Annotated in this window: 22 protein-coding genes; 12 read left to right on the top strand and 10 right to left on the bottom strand. The window is 52.9% G+C overall.

The window, feature by feature from the left end; translation table 11 throughout:
• Positions 1 to 27 precede the first annotated feature (27 nt).
• The gene (locus tag ACO0LL_RS10240) at positions 28 to 2,706 is read right to left on the bottom strand and encodes a ferritin-like domain-containing protein (RefSeq protein WP_422950761.1); all 2,679 of its coding nucleotides are present in this window, start codon (positions 2,704 to 2,706) and stop codon (positions 28 to 30) included.
• A gap of 410 nt (positions 2,707 to 3,116) precedes the next feature.
• On the opposite strand from ACO0LL_RS10240, the gene ACO0LL_RS10235 reads away from it, so the two are divergent.
• The 3 genes from ACO0LL_RS10235 to ACO0LL_RS10225 all read left to right on the top strand — a co-directional run bounded on the left by ACO0LL_RS10235 (position 3,117) and on the right by ACO0LL_RS10225 (position 8,564).
• The gene (locus ACO0LL_RS10235; RefSeq protein ID WP_422950760.1) at positions 3,117 to 4,526 is read left to right on the top strand and encodes a nucleotide pyrophosphatase/phosphodiesterase family protein; all 1,410 of its coding nucleotides are present in this window, start codon (positions 3,117 to 3,119) and stop codon (positions 4,524 to 4,526) included.
• Positions 4,523 to 5,644 carry a TatD family hydrolase gene (locus ACO0LL_RS10230; RefSeq protein ID WP_422950759.1) on the top strand — a complete coding sequence of 374 codons (1,122 nt, stop codon included), beginning with the start codon at positions 4,523 to 4,525 and terminating at the stop codon, positions 5,642 to 5,644. The genes ACO0LL_RS10235 and ACO0LL_RS10230 overlap by 4 nt, the downstream gene beginning before the upstream one ends.
• A 100-nt stretch (positions 5,645 to 5,744) precedes the next feature.
• Complete coding sequence (locus ACO0LL_RS10225) at positions 5,745 to 8,564, top strand: tetratricopeptide repeat protein (protein WP_422950758.1); 2,820 nt, start codon at positions 5,745 to 5,747, stop codon at positions 8,562 to 8,564.
• Between the two features lie 38 nt (positions 8,565 to 8,602).
• On the opposite strand, the gene ACO0LL_RS10220 is transcribed toward ACO0LL_RS10225, so the two are convergent.
• Positions 8,603 to 9,181, bottom strand: a complete 579-nt coding sequence (locus ACO0LL_RS10220) for a 5-formyltetrahydrofolate cyclo-ligase (protein WP_422950757.1) — start codon at positions 9,179 to 9,181, stop codon at positions 8,603 to 8,605.
• A 33-nt stretch (positions 9,182 to 9,214) separates the two neighbouring features.
• On the opposite strand from ACO0LL_RS10220, the gene ACO0LL_RS10215 reads away from it, so the two are divergent.
• From ACO0LL_RS10215 to ACO0LL_RS10200, 4 genes are all read left to right on the top strand, one after another.
• Positions 9,215 to 11,182 (top strand): transglycosylase SLT domain-containing protein, encoded by a 1,968-nt coding sequence (locus ACO0LL_RS10215; RefSeq protein ID WP_422950756.1) that lies wholly within the window; start codon positions 9,215 to 9,217, stop codon positions 11,180 to 11,182.
• 27 nt (positions 11,183 to 11,209) lie between these two features.
• The gene (locus ACO0LL_RS10210; RefSeq protein WP_422950755.1) at positions 11,210 to 11,923 is read left to right on the top strand and encodes a glutathione S-transferase family protein; all 714 of its coding nucleotides are present in this window, start codon (positions 11,210 to 11,212) and stop codon (positions 11,921 to 11,923) included.
• 35 nt (positions 11,924 to 11,958) lie between these two features.
• Positions 11,959 to 13,083, top strand: coding sequence for a multifunctional CCA addition/repair protein (locus ACO0LL_RS10205; RefSeq protein ID WP_422950754.1), 1,125 nt, complete (start codon positions 11,959 to 11,961; stop codon positions 13,081 to 13,083).
• Positions 13,084 to 13,282: 199 nt separating this feature from the next.
• Positions 13,283 to 13,969: a GNAT family N-acetyltransferase gene (locus tag ACO0LL_RS10200; RefSeq protein ID WP_422950753.1), complete on the top strand. Its 687-nt coding sequence runs from the start codon at positions 13,283 to 13,285 to the stop codon at positions 13,967 to 13,969.
• Positions 13,970 to 13,987: 18 nt separating this feature from the next.
• Here ACO0LL_RS10200 and ACO0LL_RS10195 read toward each other — a convergent pair whose 3' ends face one another.
• Positions 13,988 to 14,299, bottom strand: coding sequence for a hypothetical protein (locus tag ACO0LL_RS10195; RefSeq protein ID WP_422950752.1), 312 nt, complete (start codon positions 14,297 to 14,299; stop codon positions 13,988 to 13,990).
• 162 nt (positions 14,300 to 14,461) lie between these two features.
• Complete coding sequence (locus ACO0LL_RS10190) at positions 14,462 to 14,965, bottom strand: Lrp/AsnC family transcriptional regulator (RefSeq protein WP_422950751.1); 504 nt, start codon at positions 14,963 to 14,965, stop codon at positions 14,462 to 14,464.
• 178 nt (positions 14,966 to 15,143) lie between these two features.
• On the opposite strand from ACO0LL_RS10190, the gene hppD reads away from it, so the two are divergent.
• Positions 15,144 to 16,256 carry a 4-hydroxyphenylpyruvate dioxygenase gene (gene hppD, locus ACO0LL_RS10185; RefSeq protein WP_422950750.1) on the top strand — a complete coding sequence of 371 codons (1,113 nt, stop codon included), beginning with the start codon at positions 15,144 to 15,146 and terminating at the stop codon, positions 16,254 to 16,256.
• An 87-nt stretch (positions 16,257 to 16,343) separates the two neighbouring features.
• Positions 16,344 to 17,249, top strand: coding sequence for a phenylalanine 4-monooxygenase (gene phhA, locus ACO0LL_RS10180; RefSeq protein ID WP_422950749.1), 906 nt, complete (start codon positions 16,344 to 16,346; stop codon positions 17,247 to 17,249).
• 66 nt (positions 17,250 to 17,315) lie between these two features.
• Here the strand turns inward: phhA and ACO0LL_RS10175 are convergent, their stop codons facing one another.
• A complete protein-coding gene (locus ACO0LL_RS10175) occupies positions 17,316 to 17,846 on the bottom strand; it encodes a DUF2147 domain-containing protein (protein WP_422950748.1) in 531 nt (176 codons plus the stop codon).
• Between the two features lie 218 nt (positions 17,847 to 18,064).
• Here ACO0LL_RS10175 and ACO0LL_RS10170 point away from each other — a divergent pair, with 218 nt between their 5' ends.
• Positions 18,065 to 18,811: a response regulator gene (locus tag ACO0LL_RS10170; protein ID WP_422950747.1), complete on the top strand. Its 747-nt coding sequence runs from the start codon at positions 18,065 to 18,067 to the stop codon at positions 18,809 to 18,811.
• Positions 18,811 to 20,151: an ATP-binding protein gene (locus ACO0LL_RS10165; protein WP_422950746.1), complete on the top strand. Its 1,341-nt coding sequence runs from the start codon at positions 18,811 to 18,813 to the stop codon at positions 20,149 to 20,151. The genes ACO0LL_RS10170 and ACO0LL_RS10165 overlap by 1 nt, the downstream gene beginning before the upstream one ends.
• Positions 20,152 to 20,153: 2 nt before the next feature.
• On the opposite strand, the gene ACO0LL_RS10160 is transcribed toward ACO0LL_RS10165, so the two are convergent.
• From ACO0LL_RS10160 to ACO0LL_RS10150, 3 genes are all read right to left on the bottom strand, one after another.
• Positions 20,154 to 20,354 carry a hypothetical protein gene (locus ACO0LL_RS10160; RefSeq protein WP_422950745.1) on the bottom strand — a complete coding sequence of 67 codons (201 nt, stop codon included), beginning with the start codon at positions 20,352 to 20,354 and terminating at the stop codon, positions 20,154 to 20,156.
• 388 nt (positions 20,355 to 20,742) lie between these two features.
• Positions 20,743 to 21,564 carry a DUF2087 domain-containing protein gene (locus tag ACO0LL_RS10155; RefSeq protein ID WP_422950744.1) on the bottom strand — a complete coding sequence of 274 codons (822 nt, stop codon included), beginning with the start codon at positions 21,562 to 21,564 and terminating at the stop codon, positions 20,743 to 20,745.
• A gap of 236 nt (positions 21,565 to 21,800) precedes the next feature.
• Entirely contained in the window at positions 21,801 to 22,418 is a 618-nt protein-coding gene (locus ACO0LL_RS10150) for a LysE family translocator (RefSeq protein WP_422950743.1), read from the bottom strand.
• A 124-nt stretch (positions 22,419 to 22,542) separates the two neighbouring features.
• On the opposite strand from ACO0LL_RS10150, the gene ACO0LL_RS10145 reads away from it, so the two are divergent.
• On the top strand, positions 22,543 to 23,439 hold the full coding sequence (locus ACO0LL_RS10145) for a LysR substrate-binding domain-containing protein (RefSeq protein ID WP_422950742.1): 897 nt from the start codon (positions 22,543 to 22,545) through the stop codon (positions 23,437 to 23,439).
• Here ACO0LL_RS10145 and ACO0LL_RS10140 read toward each other — a convergent pair.
• Both ACO0LL_RS10140 and ACO0LL_RS10135 read right to left on the bottom strand, forming a co-directional pair.
• A complete protein-coding gene (locus ACO0LL_RS10140; RefSeq protein ID WP_422950741.1) occupies positions 23,433 to 24,296 on the bottom strand; it encodes a lipid A biosynthesis acyltransferase in 864 nt (287 codons plus the stop codon). The genes ACO0LL_RS10145 and ACO0LL_RS10140 overlap by 7 nt on opposite strands.
• Complete coding sequence (locus ACO0LL_RS10135; RefSeq protein WP_422950740.1) at positions 24,293 to 25,153, bottom strand: lysophospholipid acyltransferase family protein; 861 nt, start codon at positions 25,151 to 25,153, stop codon at positions 24,293 to 24,295. Before ACO0LL_RS10135 ends, ACO0LL_RS10140 begins: the two co-directional genes overlap by 4 nt.
• Between the last annotated feature and the right edge of the window lie 73 nt (positions 25,154 to 25,226).

Below are 25,226 nucleotides of genomic sequence, written 5' to 3'. Positions count from 1 at the left end.
CTGCCTGGAGGAAACACAAGGGTTCATTCAATCAGGGAAAGGCAGCTGGAAGCTTGGCCCTGCCGTTGTGCCATCACTCAAACCTGAAGGCGTCTCCATCAATTGCTGCGCAGCCAGGCCAAGCGAGAACATCAGGCCAACTGCCTGGCCCAGCTTGTCCGGCTCGCCATTGAAGGCAATATGCAAGCCATTCAGCAGCGCCTGATAAGTATTGGCGAATTGCTCCTGCAAGATGCGTGCGCGTGAACCCTTGGGATAGAGCGCCAGATTGGGGTCATCCATCATGGGCCAGACACCATCAGGGTCAAACGGGATTTTTTCGCCGGTATAGGAAAAACCATGCTCGCTTTTGACCAGACGGTAACCATTGACGATTTCGGCATATTTGTAATAGTGCGACAATTCACCATCGCCATCACCCGGATGACGTGCACTTGCACCCTCGCCCTGACGCTTGATTTCATCTATCGCGCGGCAGGCATCCGCCAGTGAAGTAATCGCGAAGAGTTTGCCTGTGCCATGCCATTCTGTGACCTGTTTATCTGCATTGCCAAAACTGATCTGTCCGGCATTGCTCAAGTCCGTCAGGGTCTGTTTGATTTCATCATAGAACCAGCCTATGGTGTATTTTGAGGTATCGACAGGCTCGCCTCTCCTGGCACGGTAATGCACGGGCTCTACGGTTTTTTCTGGCTGTTCTATGGACATGAAGGCACGCAACTGATCAATCGAGCATTTACGCAGGCGCACATTCAAGTCTGCGCGTAAACCACCAGGCAGGGAGCCAGGATAAACCGGCACGAATTTGGGGCGATTGAACGTGGGTTTGCCACCTATGGATATCATCAGATTGGCGACCAGCGCCATGTGCAACATTTCTTCCATGACGACACTGCGTATCAACTGCGCCACTTCTATATTGGCATTTGGCTTGATACTGTAGAGCGCAGTCAAATAAGGCGGTATCGTCGCATGCTCCAGCTCTATCGCCTGTTGCAGGGCACGGTGCAGGTCGGGAACAGAATCGAGTTCCATGTAGAGCGGGCTTTCCAGCCACTTCAACAGCATCTCGCGCTTTTGGGTAGAAAGATCGCGTGTCACCGGCATGTAATTGGGGTCGGATACGGGTGCCTTGAACACATTCTTGAGTGCATAAATCTTGCTGGTCAAACTCGCGTAATTCGACAGATCAACAATCTTGTGCATGATGGGATAGAGGTCAGCATATTGCTGGAAGATAGGGCGTACATCCGACATCCAGTCTGGCTTGTCAGGTATGGCGTAGCCACTGAAGACCAGCGCATTCAGCGTCAGTGCGCCATTGCCCACACTGCCTAGGGGCGGTGGCGTACTGCCTATCTGGTAGGTGACGCAATACACCTGACCATCAATATAGCCGCGTGGATTACCAGGGTCGGTCGCTTTCAGTGTCAATTCTGCCCGGCCATCGCTGCCGGTTGTAATGCTGGTCTGGAAAGCCAGTGCTTCAGTAGGTGTACCAACTTGTTGCGGGCCCGATACCGGTCCCTGGGTGACTTGCCCTTGCATCGCAGACGGATCATAGCCGAGGCTGATCTGGGTATTTGCCAGCGGTTGTCCAAAGCTGCTCGCATAAAAATGTACGCCGGTGTTTTCTGGCGGATTGAACCTGAAAACAAAATTATCTGCCCTCACCCACTGACCATTCGGTGCTTCTGCCAGCAAGGGCTGGGTAGCGTTTTTGACCAGGCCCAGCGGAGTATTACCGGCTGCGGCGAGCTGTGTGCTGCTCAAAGGAATGGAGACTATGCCTGCCGTGCTTTCATACCAGTGCTGCCCCTGGTAATTGACTTCTGCCAGCAATTGCGGCGGGCCATCATTCGGCAGCAAGGCTATCGTCAGGCTGCCAGAATCTGCGCGGGCACCGCCCAGTTCTGCGATAGGCAGGCTATTGCCTAAATCCAGTGTCAGCACATTGCCAACAATTTGCCCGATGGCGTCATTGGCTGTTTGTCCTGGCACTGCCCACAGGCGGCGGCCAGGCACAAAATGCCGGGGCTCACAAGCATCATGCAAACCTATGCTGCCAACCACACGGCCAAAAGTAAAATTGGGCGAAGACATGGTGTCGTCAAAACTATCGACATTGAACTTGATACTGAAATTGTCTGGCGTTTTATTCTCAGCCAGCAACTCTTGCAGGAAGCGCGAAGGCCCGGCACCAGTGATGCTGATCTGCTCCAGCACTGACTGGTAATACGCGCAAAAGAATGAATCCGGCTCGCCGGGTGGGTAATTGACCCAGATGTCTGCAAACGGCGCGACCGCAAAACGGCTACGGAAACCCATGCCGGATGCCTCGCTGCCAAGATTGACCGAGAAGCCCCAGATCTGCGACACCATCTGTTGTTCACTATCGAGATCAACCAGCTTGCCCTCTACCCTGCTATCGCTGCCATTCACGGCCAGGCCGATGACAGGATCAAGACTGGGGTCGCTGCAAGTGCTGCCATCTTTATACACCACGCTGGTCACTACGCACTGGCGGAAACGCCACGAGCCCGTGCCGTTAGGATTCCACCAGCCATTGCTGGCGCCTGGGCCCGGCATCTGGTAATTCGAACGGAAACGCGCCGTATTGAAATGTTCAGGGTCATTATTGACCGTGGATACATCCGCTTGAAACTGCCCGGCAAAAACCAGACGGGGAAGACTTAGATAACTCATGGTGACTCCTGGGGTAGATATCAAGTGAATTGACGGGCTTACCTGGGTTTGCTGGATTTGTACGTTGATTGTGATGACACTGATGACGGCACCCACTGCTTGCGGATAGCCGTCGTGCCGCCCTGAACAGGCAGCACACAATTACAAATATTGAAACATTAATGCAAAATAATCAATGATTATTTGCAAACAAATGTTGAATTATGATGACATTTTTAAATTAACCAAAAAGAAACATTTTTTACATAAAGCATGTTGCAGTAAACCATGGATAAGATAATAATCAGGCAACAAGAGGGGCCAGCAAGGAGTAAGACAAGGGCAGGCTTTGTAGCGCAAACCTGTTTCATGCCTTCCAAACCTGCCAAACCAGCCGACCTAGCCACATAGCCAATGAACAAAGATTTGCCATGCAAGCCCAGACCCTGTTAATACTGAATATCGTTGGACTGACACCCCGCCTGATAGGAACCTACACACCCAGGCTCAAGGCCTTTGTCGAACAGGGTAGGCTGCTGCCCCTGCAAACCGTGACACCTGCCGTCACCTGTACCGTACAGGCCAGCATGATGACGGGGCTGCCGCCGCAACAACATGGCATAGTCGGGAATGGCTGGTTATTCCGTGATCTGGCAGAAATCTGGTTCTGGCGGCAATCGAACAAGCTCATCACTGGAGAAAAAATCTGGGAAGCAGGCAAGGCGCGCGACCCCAGGTTCACTTGTGCAAACCTGTTCTGGTGGTACAACATGGCGTCCAGCCATGACTATGGCATTACACCCCGCCCTATCTACAAGGCAGATGGCCGCAAGCTGCCAGACTGCTATACGACGCCGCCAGAATGGCGCGATGAGCTGAGCCAAAAACTCGGTGCCTTCCCGCTGTTCCAGTTCTGGGGGCCAGCCACCACGATCAAGTCCAGCCGCTGGATAGCTGATGCTGCCAAGCTGGCGATCACGGAAAAGAATCCCACCCTGACCATGGTCTATCTGCCCCACCTTGACTATGACTTGCAAAGACATGGTCCCGACCTGACAAGCCCGGCGGTACAGCAATCGCTGCGTGATATAGACGAAGTGGCGGGGGACCTGATCGCCCATGCACAACAGGCCGGGCGCCGTGTCATGATACTGTCTGAATATGGCATCACTGCTGTCGATCGCCCGGTGCACCTGAATCGCATACTGCGTGAAGCCGGTTACCTGGTAGTGCGCCAGGAAGATGGTGCAGAACTGCTGGACCCGATTGCCTCCAGCGCCTATGCGGTGGCTGACCACCAGTTTGCCCATGTGTATATCTCCAGGCCAGAGCTGATTGCGCCGGTGCGCAGGCTGCTGGCCGGGGTCGCTGGTGTAGAAGGTATCTGGGCCGGTAGCGAGCGCGCAGAAATAGGGCTGGATCACCCGCGCTCTGGTGAACTGGTCGTCATGGCAGACCAGCGCTCATGGTTCACCTACTATTACTGGCAAGATGATGCGCTGGCGCCTGACTTTGCGCGCACGGTAGAGATACACCGCAAACCCGGCTATGACCCGGCTGAATTGTTTGTCGATAAAAATATCCACTTCCCCAAACTTGCCGTCGCATGGCGGCTGGGCAAGCGCCTGCTGGGTTTACGCAGTCTCATGAATGTCATCGGCCTCGATGCCAGCCTGGTCAAGGGTTCGCACGGCAGACCGGTGGATGATGTGGCCGATGGTCCCTTGCTGATACTGGACCAGGCAAAGGCCGATGGCGTGAACGAAGTCCACGCGGCAGATATCAAGGACATCGCCTTGAAAATCATGTTTGAAAATGCACAATCAGGAGCAGGCAAATGATCAAGAATGGCCCCCCCCAAGATAAGTACCCTGGCAACTTCGTCGCCGACAGCACGATAGTCGATGAAATGTTTTCTGACCGTGCCGTCACCTGCCCCTGCTGCAATGGCACGATCACGCCGCAGATGCTGCAAAACCTGCTGGCCCAGGCCGGGCAACTGCAGCAGGGCCAGGCAGCATTCCGTCAATTGCCCAGCGGTGGCAATGGCATGATGATAGACCCACATGCCCACATGATCGCCCGCACTACCGATGATTACGAAGCCATGGCCAAGGCCGGGATTGTCGCGGTTATAGAACCGGCATTCTGGCTCGGGCAATTGCGTACCAATGTCGGCAGCTTCATCGATTATTTTTCTACCATCACCGGCTTTGAGCGTTTTCGCGCCGGGCAGTTTGGCATACGCCATTATTGCGCGATAGGTCTTAACCCAAAAGAGGCAAATAACCCGGCACTGGCAGAAGCGGTGCTCGACATCATGCCACGCTACCTTGGCAAGGAAGGTGTGGTCGCACTTGGTGAAATTGGTTATGACGAACAGACTGAACTCGAGGACAAGGCCCTGCGTGCGCAAATCGCCATGGCAATAGAATTTGAATTACCCATCATGATACACACGCCGCACCGTGACAAAAAACGCGGTACCACCCGCACCATGGACGTGCTGGAAGAATGCGGCTTTGACCCGGCGCGCTGCGTCATCGACCACAATAATGAAGAAACCGTGCAGGAAGTACTAGACCGTGGCTACTGGTGCGCCTTCACGATCTATCCATCGACCAAGATGGGTAATGAAAGACTGGCTGACATCGTCAATCAATATGGCCCTGAGCGTATTATCGTCAACTCGGCCTGTGACTGGGGTGTGTCTGACCCGCTGGCGGTACCCAAATCAGCGCGCCTGATGGCCAGCCGCGGCATTTCTGCCGAGGTGATACATCAGGTCGTGTATGCCAATGCCTTGTCCGTGTATGGGCTGAACCAGGAGATGCAGGAAGCCCACTGGTGCCAGCCAGCCAAGATAGACCAGCGCACTCTGTATAGCGGCAATTCTGTGCTGCGTGGGCAGACACCAAGAGTGGATGAAGAAGTCTTGAATCCGGATATCATCCGCTGATACGCCTGAGTGCGGCCATCTGGTATATCAATTTGCAGCCAGCAAGGCTGATTACTGGGTAAAATACCTGGAATTGATACCAACCAGATGACCTGCTCCCATGTTGAAATGGCTTAAAAACACTTTTTCAAAATCGACAGACACCTCCCAACAAGCGCATGACAGCAAACCCGCTGGTCAGGATAATCTGCCAGTGGCTGAAGCCGCTGTGGCTGTGACTACGATTGCAACTACGGCCGCGCCCGAACCACTACCAGAACAAACTGCTCAGTCAACGACAGAAGCAACTACCGTGATGGTAGAAGGCGACCAGAATGCCCTCGCTGTCGCCTATCAAAAACTGCAACTTGATCCGGCAGAAAATCTGCCAGCCAATATCCTCGCTGACAAGCTGTATGAAAAAATGCTGTTGCCAGAAGCAGAGGCAGTATATCGCCTGGTGTTGCAGGCCAGGCCAGAATCGCTGGAAAACTGGATCAATCTGGGCCTGACTCTTGATGGACAGTCACGCTCTGCAGAGGCCATACAGTGTTACCAGCACGTTATTGCACAAGAGCCTGGTAATACGATTGCTCATTTCAATCTTGCCGTCAGCCTGTCATTGCTGGGGAAAAATCCTGAGGCTGAGCAGGCTTATCTGCGCGCACTGGAAATCAACCCGCAAATGACGCATGCGCATTTCAACCTCGGCATACTTTTCCAGCAGCGCGACCATTTTAGCGGGGCTATCCATCATTATGAAGAGCTGCTGAAACTGGACCCACAACATTACTACGCCTATTGCAACCTCGGCATGATACTCGCCAGCCAGGGCCGCATGGCTGAGGCAGAATCCTGTTTCCAAAAGGCGATTGCTGCACAACCTGAATTGTTCAATGCAGATTTATTCCTGATCAACCTGTACCAACAACAAGGCAGACAGGCTGATGCGGAGACCCTGCTCAAGAATCTCTATCAGCGCCAGCCTGAGAATACCAATGCGCGTGACAACTTGCTGAGCCTGTACATGCAACAAAGGCGTTTTGCCGACGCGGCCATTATTTATAAGCAGATGCTGAACCAGGCACCGGCAGAGCCAGTTCATCACTACAATCTGGCCGTCGTACTTAAGGAACAAGGCCTGGTTGAGGAAGCCTTACAGCATTATCAGCAGGCAGTGCAACTCAAGCCCGACTTTACCGAAGCACACTGTAATCTTGGTGTCGTCTTGCAAGAGCAAGGTAAATTGAAAGAGGCGCAAGCCAGTTACGAGCGCTGCCTGGAATGCAATCCCTGCTTCAGTATCGCCTTGAGCAATCTCGCGCACATTTACAGCGGCAGCGGACAGTTTGCACAGGCAGAAGCAAATTATCGCAAGGCACTGTCACTGGAACCTGGCAATGCAGACCATCACGGCAATCTGGGAAGTTTGTTGTATCAGCAAAATCGCTATGCCGAAGCCGAAACCAGTTTTCAACAGGCGCTGAAACTCAATCCCAATTCCTTCAACGCTCTGCACGATTACGGCAAGCTGCACATGCACTTCAGCCGTCAGACAGCAGCGCACCAGTGCTTTGAGCAGGCGATCAAACTCAAGCCTGATTTTGCCGATGCCTACAATAGCCTGGGTGCCCTGTTTGATGACCAGGGCATGATCCCCGAGGCAGTAAATGCCTATCGCCAGGCACTGGAATACCGCCCGAATTTTTCTGAGGCCTATGGCAATTTGCTGTTTGCCCTTAACTATCATCCAGACCTGAGTGCAGAAGAGATTTTTGCTGCCTACCGTGAATATGAACAACGCTTTGCCGCACCGCTGTACCAGTTACAGCGCCCGCCTACGAATAACAAGACCGCAGACCGTCGTCTGAAGATAGGTTATGTATCACCAGACTTGCGCCGCCACCCGGTGCAGCATTTCCTTGAACCGCTGATGGCGCATCATGACAAAAACCAGTTTGAAGTTTATGCCTACTCTGAATTGCTGACTGAAGATGCAGTGTCAGAGCGCTACCGCAGCTACGCCGATCATTGGATACCTACGACACATTTAAATGATGACGCACTGGCAGACCGGATCCGTACAGATGGCATCGATATCCTGATAGACCTGGCCGGACATACCAGCAATAACCGTCTGCGGGTATTTGCCCGCAAACCTGCGCCGGTATCCCTGTCCTGGCTGGGCTTTGGTTACACGACTGGCTTGCAGGCCATCGATTATTTTCTGGCAGATTCATCTACCGCGCCATACCGGACAGAAGCGCTGTTTGCTGAAAAAATCTGGCGCGTCGATAGCCCGGTATTTGCCTACAGACCCAAGGAAGGCATGGGCGCAGTATCGAGCCTGCCAGCCCTCAAGAATGGCTATATCACGCTGGGCACCTTAAGCCGCGCAGTGCGCATCAACCAAAAAGTCATACGCACCTGGGCCAGGATATTGCAGCGTCTGGAAAACGCCAGGCTGGTGATAGACAGCAGTAACTTTAGTGATGCGACCACACGCAAGGCCATGGAAGATAAATTTGTTGCCCTGGGCATAGACAGGAGCCGCCTGCAAATTGGTGTGCACAGTCCACCATGGGATGTGCTCAGGGGCATGGATATAGGTCTCGATTGCTTCCCGCATAATTCTGGCACCACCCTGTTTGAAACCCTGTATATGGGTGTGCCTTTTGTAAGCCTGCTGGGCAGGCCAGGTGTTGGTGGCATAGGCGCCAGCATACTGGAAGGCCTGGGGCGACCTGAATGGATAGCCCGTACGGAAGATGAATATGTAGAAAAAGTCGTCAGCCTGGCATCGAACCGGGATTACCTGAACACCCTGCGCATGAGCCAGCGCAGCCAGATGCAAAATAGCAAGCTCATGGATGAAACCGGCTTTTGCCGCAAGGTGGAAGCAGCTTACCGTTCCATGTGGCAAACCTGGTGTCAGAAATAAAACTAAGATAAAACTGAAGATAAAACTGAATACAGGGCCTAAGCCTTGATGATGAAGTCCATTGCAATATCATGCGGCTCTGAGGCAAATTCAGCCTCAGTGCAGACATAGGCAATACCTATCGCCACAGGACGCGGGCTGGCGGCCAGGGTACGGTCATAAAAGCCGCCGCCATAACCCAGGCGGTAACCTGCTGCATTCCAGCCCAGGCAGGGGATGACCAGAACAGGAGGCTGCCTTACCAACCTGCCATGGGAAGGGATGGCGATGCCATAACTATCGACCGCCATGCCATCTCCGGCCTGCCAGTCAAGAAAACTCAAAGCCATGTCCTTGCCCGTCACCAATGGCAAGGCCAGGCGCAAGCCACCATCCTGCAATTGCTGGTAACAAGGACGCAAATCCGGTTCAGCCTGTATCGGCCAATACACGCCCAGGCTGGCTGGCTGGTTTTGCTGACACCATGCAAGTAATTGTCTTCCTATCTCTGCATCCAGCACCTGCTTTTGTTCTGCCGTGATCTCCTGGCGTTTTTTACGCAGCAGCTTGCGCAATTCGAGGCGACTTTGCGCTGTTTCAATGCTGAGTTTGTGTGCGCTATTCTTGGGCTGTGTCATACTGTCAGAAATGTAATCTCAAACTGTCAAAAGATGTCTGTGAAAAAAAGTTTAGCTAGTCTTGGCCTGATGATCTTAGCAGGTTTTGCAACAAGCCCTTTCGCCTATGCAGCGCCGGCGAAAAGGAGCCTGATTGCCAATGATGATGACCGTTTCATGGCGCTGCGCGATGCCGCCATGCATGATGATGCTGCCAGTGTCGAGCAATATGCTGCGGCGCTGAAGAATTATGACATTCCTTCCTACATCGATTATTACCGCATACGCTCGCGTCTGGTAAAAACCAGCAATAGTGAATTCCGTGAATTTATTGGCAAGTATGAAGGCAGCGCCATCGCCGACCGCCTGCGTAATGACTGGCTGCTCATGTTGGGCAGGCGCGGTGAGTGGGACTTGTTTGATCAGCAATATCCGCAATTTGTAGTTGCCGATGATAATCAGCTGCGCTGCTATTCCCTGTTATCGAAGGCAAACAAGCAGCAAAAAGTGGCAACAGAAGCACGCAATTTGCTCAATAGCCCGCGTGACTATGGCGAAGGCTGTTATGCGCTGGTGACTTATCTGTCTGCTAACGGGCAATTCAACCAGTATGATTTATGGGCGCAAATGCGCATGGCAGCAGAAAACGGTGCCATACCCCTGGCGCAACGCATAGGCAAGTTACTGAATCTGCCAGAAAAACAAGTCGCAGAAGTCATCGACAAACCTGCCGGCCTGTTGAAAAAAGCACCGGATGCAGGCCATGCAGCACATGAGCTTTACCTGATCGCCCTTGGCCGCCTGGCCAAAACTGATCACGAGCAGGCTGCCACCACACTCAGCCGTCATGCGGCCCTGTTCACGGACAATGAAAAAGCCCTGGGTTGGGCGCAAATCGCCATGCAAGCGGCACTGAAGCTGGAGCCGGAGGCTTTAGGCTACTGGCAAAAAAGCGAAGGCGCACCGCTGACGCTAGAAGCCTATCAATGGCGCACCCGTACTGCCTTGCGTGAACTGGACTGGAAACTGGTGAAATCCAGCATCACCGCCATGCCTGCCAGCCTCAAGAGTGAACCAACCTGGGTCTATTGGTATGGCCGCGCCCTGAAGGCAGAAGGCAAAAATGAAGAAGCGCGTCTACAGTTTGCCAGCATCGCCGATCAACTCCATTTTTACGGGCAACTCGCGCTCGAAGAGCAGGGTCAGAAAATCGGTTTGCCCGCCACCGTCAAGCCATTGACGCCAGAAGAACTGGCACCGATGGAAAAAAATCCCAACCTGCAAAGAGCCCTGAGATTTTACGCCATGAATTTGCGCTTTGAAGGTACGCGTGAATGGAATTGGGAATTGCGCAAGATGAGCGAACGCCAGCATCTGGCGGCGGCTGAGCTGGCAAGACAAAACAATTTGCTGGACCGTATGGTGAATACCTCGGACCGCACCAAGGGTGAACTGGATTTCAGCCAGCGCTACCCTACGCCGTTCAATGACAGCATGTACAAGACTACTCAGGCACTGGGCATGGACATGGCCTGGGTGTATGGCTTGATACGCCAGGAATCTCGCTTCATCATGAATGCCAAGTCACATGTAGGCGCCTCTGGCCTGATGCAATTGATGCCAGCGACGGCGCGCTATGTTGCCAAAAAAATTGGCCTCGGCAATTTTGTACCTACCCAGGTCAATGATGTGGAAACCAATATCGCCCTCGGCACAAATTATCTGAACATGGTCCTGACTGATCTTGGTGGCTCGCAAGCGCTGGCATCCGCCGCTTACAATGCGGGCCCTGGTCGCCCGCGTGCCTGGCGCTCGAAGCTGAGCCGCCCGGTGGAAGGGGCAATCTTTGCCGAGACCATACCGTTTAATGAAACCCGTGGCTATGTCAAGAATGTCTTGTCGAATGCAACTTACTATGCCGCCCTGTTCGAGAAAAAACCGCAATCGCTGAAGACACGCCTGGGCATGGTAGTACCCAAGGGCATGACAGCGACTGAATCCGATATTCCCGCCAATCTTTAAGCGCTTTTAATTTTACGCATACACATCATGCAAGATACAGAAATGCAACCCGCCCTGGCCGCCCTGCTGGACCAGCACCGTGCCGGTTTGCGACTGGTGATAGGCAATAAAAATTATTCCTCCTGGTCCATGCGCCCATGGGTGTTGATGAAGGCCTTTGGCATTCCGTTTGAAGAAATACGCATCGTATTGAACCAGCCAGACACCACCAACCGCATCGCCGAATATTCTGCTGCCGATCGTGTGCCTGTCTTGCTGGCAGGTGAAATCACGATCTGGGATTCTCTGGCAATCTGTGAATACCTGGCCGAGCAATTCTCGATACTCAATCTGTGGCCAGAAGATGTCGCCGCAAGGGCCACTGCACGCAGCATCTGTGCCGAAATGCATTCCGGCTTTTCTTCGTTGCGCTTTGACATGCCCATGAATATCCGCGCCGACCTGTTTGGCAAGGGCCGCACCATAGGTTCACAGGCTGACATAGGCCGCATCAGCGAAATCTGGGAAGATTGCCTGGCCCTGTATGGTGCGCATGAATTTTTGTTTGGCGCATTCTCGATTGCCGACGCCTACTTCGCACCGGTGGTTATGCGTTTTCGCACTTATGGTGTATCGCTGGCCCCGGCCCTGCAAGCCTATGCTGACCGCGTCATTGCCCATCCGGCGGTAGCCCTGTGGGTCAGGGAAGCCTTGATGGAAACCGAAAACATGCCTGGCCATGACAGCCGCCACGGCGATTGAGCCATAGCTGCATGAAGACATAGATGAAGACATCGATGAAAACATACATCGTAGGCGGAGCCGTGCGCGATGCCTTGCTCGGCTTCCCGGTGCAAGACCGCGATTTCGTCGTCGTCGGTGCCACGCCTGAAGACATGCTGGCCCAGGGTTACCTGCCGGTAGGCAAGGACTTCCCGGTATTCCTGCATCCCAAAACCCATGAAGAATACGCGCTGGCCCGTACTGAACGCAAGACGGCTGCGGGTTACAAGGGCTTTGTCTTTCATACCGATGCAGAAGTCACGCTGGAACAAGACCTGATACGCCGCGACCTCAGCATCAATGCGATGGCGCAGGATGATGACGGTAATATCATCGACCCTTATGGTGGCCTGCAAGATATCAAAAACCGCGTGTTCCGCCATGTATCGATGGCATTTTGCGAAGACCCGGTACGCATACTGCGCCTGGCCCGCTTTGCGGCACGCTTTGCCACGCCACCGCAAGACTTCAGCGTCGCAGAGGAAACCACAGCACTAATGCAAACCATGGTCGCTGCCGGTGAGGTCGATGCTCTCGTTGCCGAACGGGTATGGCAAGAAATTTCGCGTGGTCTGATGGAAACCCGTCCTTCACGCATGTTTGCAGTCTTGCAGAGTTGCGGTGCACTGCAGCGCTTGTTGCCAGAAATTGATGCCTTGCCAAAAGTGCAAATGCAGCGCCTGATGCAATTGCTGGATGCCAGCGCACAGGCAGATTTAGCTCTGCAGCTGCGCTATGCCGTGCTCTTGCATGATTTGCCAGGCAAGCTCGTTGATGGCATCTGCCAGCGCCTGAAAGTCCCGGCAGAATGCCGTGACCTCGCTATCATGCTGGCACGTGAACATTTATGTATCAAGGACGCAGCTGGCCTGTCTGCGGCAGACACTGTCGATTTGCTCGGGCGCTGCGATGCCTACCGCAAACCCCAGCGCTTCCTCGAACTATTGCATGCAACAGCCTGCCTGTATGCCCAGCCGGACCAGCCATATGCACCACTAGCCAGCCTGAGCAAGTCGCTGGAGGTAGTACAACAAGTCAATGGCGGCGAGATTGCCAGTTTGCATACTAGCAACCCGGCACAGATTCCCGTAGCGATACGGGCAGCCAGGATAGCAGCGCTGGAAGCCATGATTAAGTAACTAAGTAAGCAGATAAATAAGTAGATAAATAAGTCACATACAAAGCCAGGTCAGGCACTGACTTCATTGCGGTTTCATTCCGGCTCCACTGAGTGAATAGAAGGTTTATTCTCAAAAACCGGGCTTTTCTGGAATAATCAGGGCAGATCATCTACAATGCATTGTGCAGTGCACAAAAAGCTACCCATAAGGAGCTGATATGAATGCGTCTGATATGTTTCCTGAAGATCCCAAACACTTGCTCGACTCTTCCAACAAGCCCTCCAAACCCACTATTTTTGTCAAGGAATTGTCAGAAAAAGACCGGCACCGCATCATGAGACACTTTCTTGGCCTTGAAGAAAGTGACCGCCTGCTACGCTTTGGTACTTACCTGCCCGATGCCATGGTAGAAAAATATGTCGATGGCATAGACTTTTCCCGCGACAAGGTATTTGGCGTCATCAGCCACAGCTTCAATGTGGTCGGAGTTGGTCACCTTGCATATGCTCCCCGCAGTGAAGATGATGAGCACAGCAACAAGGACAAGGTCGCAGAATTTGGTGTTTCAGTTTCCGGCAATGCACGTGGCAAGGGCATAGGTTCCAAGCTGTTTGAACGCGGTGCCATTCACTGTCGCAATGATGATGTTGATACCCTGTACATGCATTGCCTGTCATCAAACCAGACTATGATACATATCGCCAAGAAGGCGGGCATGGAAATCCACCGCGCCTATGGCGAAGCTGACGCCTACCTCAAGCTCTTGCCAGCCGACGCCGCCAGCATGCTCAGGGAAGCGATGCAGGAACAGGTAGCAGCGATAGACTACACCATCAAGGCCAATGCGCGTGCAGCGGCAAAATGGCTCAGGCATCTTCCTGGTGTAAAGGACAGGTCAAAGTAACCCCGGATCGGACCAGCTCTAAGTCTCGTTCCAGTTGCTATTGGACAGCAAGACAATTCCCAGAATGGTACCAATAGGAAAGCCAAATAGCATCAGTATGCCAAGTACTATCGAAGCGCCTCTGGCCCAGGGCTCTTTCTTTTGAGCACCAACAGAAGTGAAGAAATGTATAGCGACAAGTACGCAAAAAAATAATACTGATGGCAATACATCTGCAACCTTGATGACCGAACTTCCAAACACAAAGTACAACAAAGCAAAAACTAAAATAGCACCATAAAGGTAAGATAGCCAACGGTGCACCCTCGCCGAAACTTCATTTTTTGTCACGTCATTTCCCTTGCTTATCAAACCGGACCTGTCAAACCATTTGGGTAATTTTACTATTCGGACAATATGTATCAAAATGTTACCAACACAGATATTAACAAATCTCGCTGTACTTGTAAAAAATAGAATTTTCCATCAAATTCAGCTCATCGACGCAGGTCATCATGCCCCCGCCACCACCGGCAATGCCGTCGTATCCTTAATCTGCTGCAAGGCAAAACTCGACTTTACATCCAGCACAGCAGCATGCCGCAACAGCGTCTCCATCATGAAGCGCGAAAAATGGTTCATGTCTTCCACATGCACGCGCAAGAGATAGTCCATTTCGCCTGTCATCGCATAACAGGCTACCACCTCTGGCCACTGCCCAACTGAGGCCGAGAAGTCATCGCGCGGCGAGCGTGATGCGCCCTTGCCGGGGGCATCACTATGCTTTTCCAGCCGCACATTGACGTAGGCCAGCAAGCCCAGGCCTATCTTGGCCGGTTCCAGCAAGGCTACGTATTTGCGGATGACACCACTGTCTTCGAGACGCTTGATACGGCGCAGGCAGGGCGAAGGTGAGAGATTGACGCGCTCCGCCACTTCCTGGTTGGTCAGCCTGCCGTCTGCCTGCAAAATCGCCAGGATCTTGCGGTCTATCTTGTCCAGTTCAACTTCAAGCATAATCTGCCTCATAATAAATAAATTAAGCAATATTATTGCTCAGATTGACAAACCATTGGGTTATTTTGCAATTATATGGCGCGTTTCGCAGACTATACTGAGAGCTTGAGCTACATCAAAGCCAGCCTTGAAAGCGGTAGATGCAGCGGACACTGATGATCACACTGAGGAGACAGGCATGACTTTCCAAACTTGGGAAAACCCTATGGGTACCGATGGCTTTGAGTTTATCGAGTATGCAGCACCCGATCCAAAAGCACTCGGCGAATTATTCGTCACCATGGGTTTTACTGCGATAGCCAAACATCGTACCAAGGATGTGACTCTTTTCCGCCAGGGTGGTGTGAATTTCATCATCAATGCAGAACCTGATTCTTTCGCACAAAAATTTGCCCGCAAACATGGCCAGTCTGTTTGCGCATTCGCTTTCCGCGTCAAGGATGCCAACGCTGCCTACAAGCGCGCACTGGAACTGGGTGCCTGGGGTTTTGACAATAAAACCGGCCCTATGGAATTGAATATCCCTGCCATCAAAGGCATTGGCGATTCCCTGATTTATTTCGTTGATCGCTGGCATGGTAAAGATGGTGCAGATGCAGGTGCCATCGGCAATATCAGTATCTATGATGCTGACTTCGTGGCATTGCCAGGCGTGGATTCCAATCCTGTCGGCAAAGGCCTGACTTACATCGATCACCTGACCCACAATGTACATCGTGGCCGCATGAAAGAATGGGCAGATTTCTATGAAACCCTGTTCAACTTCCGCGAAATCCGTTACTTCGATATCGCTGGCAAACATACAGGCCTGAAGTCCAAAGCCATGACTTCTCCATGCGGCAAAATCCGTATTCCTATCAATGAATCTTCGGATGACAAATCCCAGATCGCTGAATACCTGGACCTGTACCACGGCGAAGGCGTGCAACATATCGCCATGGGCACCGACAATATCTATGACACCGTTGGCGGCATGAAAGCCAATGGCGTGGTGTTCCAGGACACCATAGAAACTTACTATGACCTGGTAGACCGCCGCCTGCCTGGCCATGGCGAAAACCTCGAAGAATTGCGCAAGCTGCGCATTCTGGTCGATGGTAAGAGCACAGAAACATCGCGTGAATTGCTGTTGCAGATTTTCACGACCACAGTCATCGGCCCTATCTTCTTTGAAATCATCCAGCGTAAAGGCGACCAGGGTTTTGGTGAAGGTAATTTCCGCGCCCTGTTTGAATCTATTGAGCTGGATCAGATCCGTCGTGGCGTCATCAAAGACGAAACAACTGCCTGATGCATTAAAACTTTGTTTCGCTAATAGCTAATGGAGATATGAAAGAGGCTGGTCATCATCTGATGCCGGCCTTTTTCACTGAAAAATATGGATACTATCGCTACTTCCGCTACTGCTGACACGACTGTCAGCAACGACGATTTTCTGGCCGCCGTTGCCGAAAAATCCAATGGTGCAGCCCTGCGTGGCAATTATGAAAAAGCCGATGCACAATATGTTGTCGAGCAAGACTGGGATGCCTATACCGAAGCAGAGCATGAACTGTGGCGCAAGCTGTATCAGCGCCAGATGGAACTCTTGCCTGGCCGTGCCTGCGACGAGTTCATAGAAGCACTCCACAAGATGGATGCCTCGGCTGGCATCCCGAAGTTTGAGCGTACTTCAGAAGAATTATTTGCCGCAACCGGCTGGCGCATCGTGGCCGTGCCTGGCCTGATCCCGGAACTGACTTTCTTCGAACACCTGGCCAACCGCCGCTTCCCGATCACGGTCTGGTTGCGCACGCCGGAAGAATTCAATTACATCGTCGAACCCGATGTCTTCCACGATTATTTTGGTCACGTGCCCATGCTATTCAATCCGATTTTTGCCGATTACATGCAGCTGTATGGCAAAGGCGGTTTGAAGGCGATGAAGCTGGGTGGCCTGGATTTTCTGGCGCGCTTGTACTGGTACACAGTAGAGTTTGGCCTGATCAATACCGACAAGGGTTTGCGCATCTATGGCGCGGGCATTCTGTCGTCGGGTGGCGAAGTGGAATATTGCCTGAAGCCGGGAACGACTTCACGCCATATCCATCTCGACATAGAACGCTGCCTGCAAACCCTGTACAAGATAGACAGCTATCAGGAAACCTATTTTTTCATCGACGATTTCCAGCAATTGTTTGATGGCACGGCACCGGATTTCACGCCTTATTATGAGCGCCTGAAACAACTCGATGCCTTGCCAGCCAATACTTTATTGCCGGGTGAAGTTGAATTGCTGCCGTAAGCCTGGATTGCTATTGAAGATTGATATTGAAAAATGAAATGGGAGCATCAGGCGATGCTCCCATTTTTATTTTTGCGCCGTGATGATGTTGGACACGCGCGTCCACACCTGGGTACGGCCATTTTCTGGCTTGTCCTTGTAGGCTGTGACTTCCAGCTCAGTCTGGCTCAGCATGCGCATCTGGCAGGCATAGGTCTGACCATCGGCACGGTTAAAAATCTTGCCTGACCAGGTGTCGGCCTTGCCTGGCGTAAAACCTTCCATGATGGTCTTGCCCAGCACAGGCGTGGCGGGCATGGATGTTGGGGCAGCGCCCATGGCAGCCATGTTGCTGACATTGCCCGCATCATTGACCTTGCTGACTTTGCCGCACAAGGCTTCGCCACAATTGCTGATCTGCACTTCCAGGCTGCCACTTTGCGTGAGCCAGGTACCGGCAACTGCGCTAGCCTTGCTACTGGCAAGATTGTTCGACTGGATTTGAGCTTCCACAGGTGCCAGGTAATAATCAGACAAACCAGCCTGCTGCGCCTGGGCAGACCAGGCACTCATCAATACAGTGGGGAAAGTGGTGATAACGATCATTTGCTTTTTCATGTCAGTTCTCCTTGAGTTGTCGAGGTGATTAATTCATCACGGCAAACTCATTAGACAGGCACAAGGTATCTGGCACATGTCAGGAAATGCCATATTTGCATCTACATATGTGTCAACAGCACCCAGATACACTGGGATACAAAAGATTTTGCCTCTGCCGCGATTTAAGCTATAAAGCCCTATGAGCGTAGCGAATAGATGAGCACAAAGCCCGACACATGGAAAACACAGAATCCCCGGATCACATCCTCATCGTTGATGATGATGCAGAAATACGCGAACTGACTGCCCTGTACCTGCGCAAGAATGGCAACAAGGTCAGCACGGCTGCGGGTGGCAAGCAAATGCGCGCCTTGCTCGAAGGCAGTGCCATCGACCTCATCGTGCTTGATATCATGATGCCGGGCGAGGATGGCTTGAGCCTGTGCCGTGAATTGCGCTCTGGCCCGCATAAAGTCATCCCAATATTTTTTCTGACGGCACGCGCTGAAGAGACTGACCGCATCGTCGGCCTGGAGATGGGTGCCGATGATTACCTGACCAAGCCTTTCGCCGCACGCGAACTGCTGGCAAGGATCAAGGCCGTCTTGCGCCGTACACGCATGCTGCCGCCCAAACTGCGCGAACAAAAGCCACCAGCCATGTTGCAATTTGGCGAATGGCAACTCGATACCCTGGCACGCCATCTGCTCGATAAAGACGGTGTCATGGTCACGCTCAGCGGGGCGGAATACCGTCTGCTGCAAGTCTTTGTCGAACACCCGCAGCGAGTATTGAACCGTGACCAGTTACTGAACCTGACACAGGGTCGCGATGCCGATCTGTTCGAGCGCTCCATCGATTTGCTGGTCAGCCGCCTGCGCCAGCATTTGCGTGATGATGCGCGCGAGCCGCGCTATATCAAAACCGTGCGCAGTGAAGGTTATGTATTTTGCGCACAGGTCACGGCACCCGAGGAGGCTTGATGCACATCATAGAAAGCCCGCACTGGCCGCACACCCTGTTTGGCCGTCTATGCCTGATTTTGCTCAGTGCGCTGCTAATGGCGTATGCACTGTCGTTTGCGTCTTCGCAATGGGACAAGATGCAGGTCAGGAAAAATCATATGGTTTACTCAGTAGGCAAGGATGTCGCCAATGCGATTTCATTTCTTGACCGGCTGCCAGTCAGTGAACGTCAGGGCTGGCTGGACAAACTTGCCCGCAACAACTATGAATATACTTTGCATGCCGCCCCTGCTGATGCCAAGGACAGCATAGACCTGGACATTGCCAACGAGGCGATAGAGGCCATCAAAAATAATCTGGAGCATCCGGCAAAAATCCGGATCAGCGTACGTACTGAAAACGATAAAAAAATCCTGCAATTACATCTGGCTCTGAGTGATGGCGCGCCACTGACCGTGCGCCTGACTGCAACGCCATACACCATACAATGGAACATGTTCTCGCTACTCTGCGTACAGCTTGCCATCATCATGCTGGCAAGCTGGCTGGCCGTCAAGACGGCGACACGCCCTCTGGCGATGCTGGCCGACGCCGCAGATGCGATGGTCAAGCCGGGCGCCAGGCCACAGTTCCCTGCCCGCGCACCGCGTGAAGTATTCCGCGCAGCGACTGCCTTCCAGAACATGCAGGAACGCATAGATACGTACCTCGCAGAACGCATGCAAATCCTGGCCTCCATCACCCACGACCTGCAAACCCCCATCACCCGCCTGCGCCTGCGCACCGAACTCATGGACGACGACAGCCAGCGCGACAAAATGCAGGCCGACCTGCACGCCATGCAAAAACTGGTAGAGCAAGGTCTGGCCTATGCCAAGGTACAAAACCAGCTGCAAGCCGACCAGGAAGCCAGCAGCAAAATCAATCTCGATGCCCTGGCTGGCAGCCTGGTACAAGACTATTGCGACACCGGCCAGCAGGTCAGCCTGCATGGCAATAGCAGCCAGATCATACAGACCCGCCCCCTGGCCCTGTCCCGTTTGCTCGGTAATCTCATCGACAATGCTCTTAAGTTTGGTGGCGAAGTAGAACTTATTTTAAGTAGCGATACACAGCACGCAATCATCACGGTACAGGACACAGGCCCAGGCATCCCTGAAGAACAATGGGAAGCTGTCATGCAACCTTTCGTGCGACTTGAATCTTCCCGTAACCGTGAGACTGGTGGCGCAGGGCTGGGACTTGCTATCGTGGCGCAACTGGCGCTGCAATTGCATGCGCAAATACGGTTTGCCAATCGTGAAGACGGAGGCTTGGCGGTGAGTGTCAGCTTGCCTTTGCAGACTGCGGTGGGGTAGGTTTAATCGGTGAGCAGTTGATCGCGAAGAATGTGAGTGGCGGTCGTGGTGACGTTGAGGTTGCCGTTGCTGTTGGGTTTGACTTTGGGGTTGAGGCTGTTTTTGACTTTCGCTGTTCCCATGTGTAGCCGCCATTTGTGCAGTACAGAAAATGGATCAAGAAATGCCCGTGTTTGAGGTGTAGCTGGGGTTTCGAAGTGCATGCACTTCGCCTGCGTAACGGCAATCGCTTGCAAGCGATTGTGCGCCCTGCAAGGGTAGCGAGTTTCGGATCTTCCCATTTTTTGTACTGCACAAATGGGAACCCCGAAGGGGCGGCTACGCCTGGGTCGCCTTTCTTTGAATTCTTTCTTTGGCGACGCAAAGAAAGAATTTCGGCCGCCGGGCCGAGATCCGGCTTGGTTCTACGAAGGGCAATTTATTTTAAACGATACGGTATGCAATAAAAGCCACTGGATTCCAGCCAAAAGCACGCTGGAGCGCCAGCCCGGTGGAATGACGATAACTTTATTGCCGTCAATTTGAATTCTTTCAGCTCGGCATCATGTCGAAACCGTGGATTCCATCTGCATCAAAATACCAAGATGCCGATCACACCCTCCAATACTCCCCCTCAGCCCTCTCCATCAATCCATTCATAATAAACTCCCGCCGCAAGGTCGCGAAATCAGAATGAAACTGCAACAAGAAGCTATTGATATCAGCCTCCACATACCGCCGCTCAAACTGTAATTGGTCCACCAGCCAGCGCAAAATCACCAGCCGCTTTTTACGCTGCTCAGGAATACTCACCAGCCGCCCATCCTTGACGAAAGACTTCATCACCCGCTCAGCCTCAACTTCGGTGGACTGCAAATCCAGCATGATCTGGGAGGCATCCCAGTTCGCTTTGAAACGCTCGGTGCGGCTGGCTTGCAGACGTTGCTGCGCCAGGTTCAGCCAGCTCGCGCTGCCATAGCCCTGCACCAGATCACGCCCGATAGTGTCCCAATATTCAGCAGCAGCACTGACACCCAATGCCTGCAAATAATCACTGGTGACGACGAGGTATTGCTTACGGTAAGGCAGCAAATAACCAGCTTCGTTAGCTCGCAATTGCTCCTGCGCTTCGGCATAGCTGGCATACCAGTGATTGATGAAGACCGACACCTCGGGACCATGCCAGAAGTCACCCATGTCTTCACCAGGTCTGGCTTCGCCACCGAGGACGATGCGGGCATGTTCCCAGTTCTGGAAACCGGCATCGGCTGCAGCCAGGTTCATGCAGTGCTTGAGTTGCCAACTCTCGGGAATTTCCCATTGGCGCTGGCGGCTTAAGATCAGGGCGCGTTTGCTGGCTGCGGTATTGCGCGTCTCCAGCAGCTTTTGCAATAAACGGGCACGGGTTTTAATTTCTGTAGTCAATGCGTTCATGCTGCAGCTCCAGTCAATGTGGGCTGTTGTGTGATGAACAATGATGGGTGATACGACGATAACATGATGAACTCCAGTTCGCTTATCGACGACCCGCTGACGTCAAACGAAACATGGCAATTATCACATTAATTTGGATGTGCATTTGCAGGGTGAGAGCCTCTTTTGCGGGTAGGCGCCCCTTAGCACCTGTGCCGCAATTGTAGGCTCGCCTCAGAATTTCGTCAACCATGCAACTAATGCAAGGCTGGCAAACTGGCGAGGGACACACCCAGCACAATCAGCACTGCACCAATGAAACGATTCAATATCACTTGCTGCCTGAGCATGCCTGCACGCAGGCGATGATCTGAAAAGAACAGGGCAACCAGGCTGAACCATATCCAGTGCGCGGCAGACATAAACAAGCCATAAGCAAATTGCGCCAGCAGGCTGGTATCAACTTGCACGACCTGGGTATAAGTGCTCAGGACAAATAAAGTGGTTTTGGGATTAAAGGCATTGGTCATGAAACCTGCACGCAAGGCCGCCAGATTATTTAATGACTGCCCTGCTCCAGCTTCTGTACTGATGACCGCACGGGCAAAAAAAGTCTGGTAGCCGATATAAATCAAATAGACCGCACCGATAATCTTGATGGCGAAATACAGGCTGGGTGATTTGGCAATCAACAGGCCCACACCCAGCATGGTGTACATGACGTGCACTTGCACGCCCAGCGCAATGCCACTGGCAGCCAGCAGACCCGCACGACGGCCATACAGATAACTGTTCCTGGTGACCATGGCAAAGTCAGCTCCGGGGCTGATGACGGCCAGGATGGTGATGATGGCGACGGCAATGAGTTCTGTCATTTTCTTCCTCAGGATAAGAAATATTTACTTGTGATGAAAGATCACACATGCTTGTATTCTGAAGCACAGCATTAATTATAAAAATCGATATATACTCAGCCATATCATTGAGAAAATCTCACATATGTCCAGGCACCTGCCATCCCTGAATGCGATACGCGTTTTTGAAGTCGCCGCACGCCATTTAAGCCTGGTCAGGGCAGCAGAAGAACTGCATGTGACCCACGGCGCTGTCAGCCGTCAGATCAAACAACTCGAAGAAAACCTGGGCGTGGAATTGTTCGAACGCCGCAACCGCGCCATTTTCTTGACACGCGCAGGCTTGAGTCTGCAAGGCACTTGCACTGACATCATGCGGCAACTGGAAGCAGGTTTGCGCCAGCTCAGACAGGCAGATGATCAACCGCTGGTAGTGTCGTGTGAACCGACGATAGCCATGCGCTGGCTGATCCCACGCCTGGGCAAATTCAGGCAGCTACACCCTGAACTGGAGATTCATTTATTTGCCGCTGGCGGGCCTGTCGATTTGCGCCATGGACATATAGACCTGGCTTTGCGACGCAATGATTTTGTCTGGGATGCAAACTACCATGTAGCCAAAGTCGCCCGTGAACTGATCGCTCCGGTTTGCACACCAGGCCTGCTGAAACAAGGCAAACTGCCACTGAACCAGCAATGCCTGTTGCACACGGCAACCCGGCCCGATGCATGGCAGCAATGGCAAAAACTCAGCAGGCAAACTGCACGTGGCAAAGGCCGGGCGACCTACGAACATTTTTACCTGAGCCTGCAGGCGGCTTGCGCTGGCCTGGGTGTGGCGATGGCATCAGCGTATATGGTGGAAGATGAAATCCGCAGCGGGCAACTCATTGCGCCTCATGTTTTCATGGAAGACGGCACAGACTATGTCTTGCTGTCAGCCCTGCCCTTTGATGAAGACCAGCGCCGTCTGGCGTTTCTGGGATGGTTGCAACAAGAACTGGAAGTGACGGCACAGGCCGTCACTGACCTGACTCAATAAACGCTGGGTTCACCCGGAGGACGTGTTTTGAAACGCTTGTGCGCCCAAAAGTATTCGGCTGGCGCTTTCAAAATTTCCTGCTCAATGAAGGCATTCATATAACGCGTAGCCGCGACGATATCATCGCCCGGATAATTTTGCCAGGGCTCGTGGAAAGTTACTTTCCAACCCTTGTAGTCAGGCAAAATAGTCGCGATGACGGGGATGACTTTCGCACTCGTAGTCGCGGCAATTCTCGGCACTGCAGTCAATGTCGCTGCGGGCACGCCAAAGAAAGGCACAAACTCGGCATCCTTGGCACCAAAGTCCATATCCGGCAACATAAAGAAAGGCAGGTTTTCACGCATGGCGCGGATGATGGGTTTGACGCCTTCCGCCCGTGAAAACAGTTTTACAGGGCGAAAGCGCGAGCGCCCTTTGCGCAGCGCTGCATCAAACACCTTGCTGCGCTGGCGGGTGTAAATGGAACACAGCGATGACTCCAGCATCACCGCCACGCCTGCCACATCGAGACTCACAAAATGCGGGCACATCAATATGGTAGGGCTCTCTGCCATTGCTGCCATGGGTACGGCAGGGTGTATCTGTATGAGCCGCTTCAAACGCGCTTCTGATGCCCACCAGAGTATGCCGCGTTCCAGCACGCTGCGGGCATAGACCTGGAAATGACGTTTGGCGATGGCCTGCCTTTCGGCTTGGCTCAAATGCGGCAGGCAAAGCGCCAGATTCGTCAGCGTGATATGCCTGCGCTTGCGTATCAGCATAAATAATATGCTGCCCACACCTTCACCCAGGCGGCCAAGCAGCGGCAACGGCAACCAGTGCAATATCCACATCAGGACCAGCACTGCCCTCATGCTGGCTCCCTGTCTGTGCCGCTTTCCGGCCCATCAACGCCATCCGGTTTCTTGTAGCGGTTATAACTCCAGAAGTACTGCGCAGGGGATAGCGCAATCAGTTTTTCCATGCCGCGATTGATGGCTGTAGCCTGTGCCACCGGATCTGTACCCAGCTCTTCTTCAAAAGGCACGAAGCGGACCACATAGCCGCGCCCGCCGGGCAGGCGCTCTGCAAAAGTCAGGATAATCGGCGCGTCTGTCATGCCATGCAATTTGGCAGACAGGGTCATGGTATAGGCGCGTTTGCCAAAGAATTTGGCCCAGACACCCTCGCCTTCTTGCGGCACCTGGTCGGGCAGCAAACCTATCGCCTCACCTTTTTTAAGTGCCTTGGCCATGATCCTGACACCAGAGAAATTTGCCGGTGCCAGCAAAAGATTGTCACGGGCGCGTGCGCCTTCTATCAATGGTTTTAAAGCCGCCTTGCGTGGCGGGCGGTATAAGACAGTCAGGCGGGTACGTACGGCGATGCTTTGGGCGACGATTTCAAAACAGCCCAGATGTGGTGTCAAAAATATCACGCCTTTCTTGGCATCCAGCGCGGCCTGCACCAGCTCCCAGTTCTCTATCGTCGCCGTTTTTAATACCCTGTCAGGCTTGGCGCACCAGATAAAGGGCAGCTCCAGGATATTCTTGCCTGCCTCACGCACGGCAACATGCAAATGCTCAGGAAAACCGGCACGCGTGATATTTTGTTTCAGGCGGCGGCGATACGATCCCGACAGCAAATAGACGAACCAACCCAGCGCGGCTCCGGAAAAATGCAAGACCGACAATGGAAAAATGGAAAGGAAACGAAACAAAGTGACAAGCATGATGCTGCTCAATTATCAGTATAATAATAAGGGTATATTCGACAGACTATGCAGAACGAGCGTAAAATATCAC

It is taken from the genome of Undibacterium sp. TC4M20W (assembly GCF_049340245.1).
In the GTDB taxonomy this organism is placed as follows: Bacteria; Pseudomonadota; Gammaproteobacteria; order Burkholderiales; family Burkholderiaceae_D; genus Undibacterium.
Note: the sequence above shows the minus strand (reverse complement) of the source record. Positions and strands in the feature narration are given on the sequence as shown.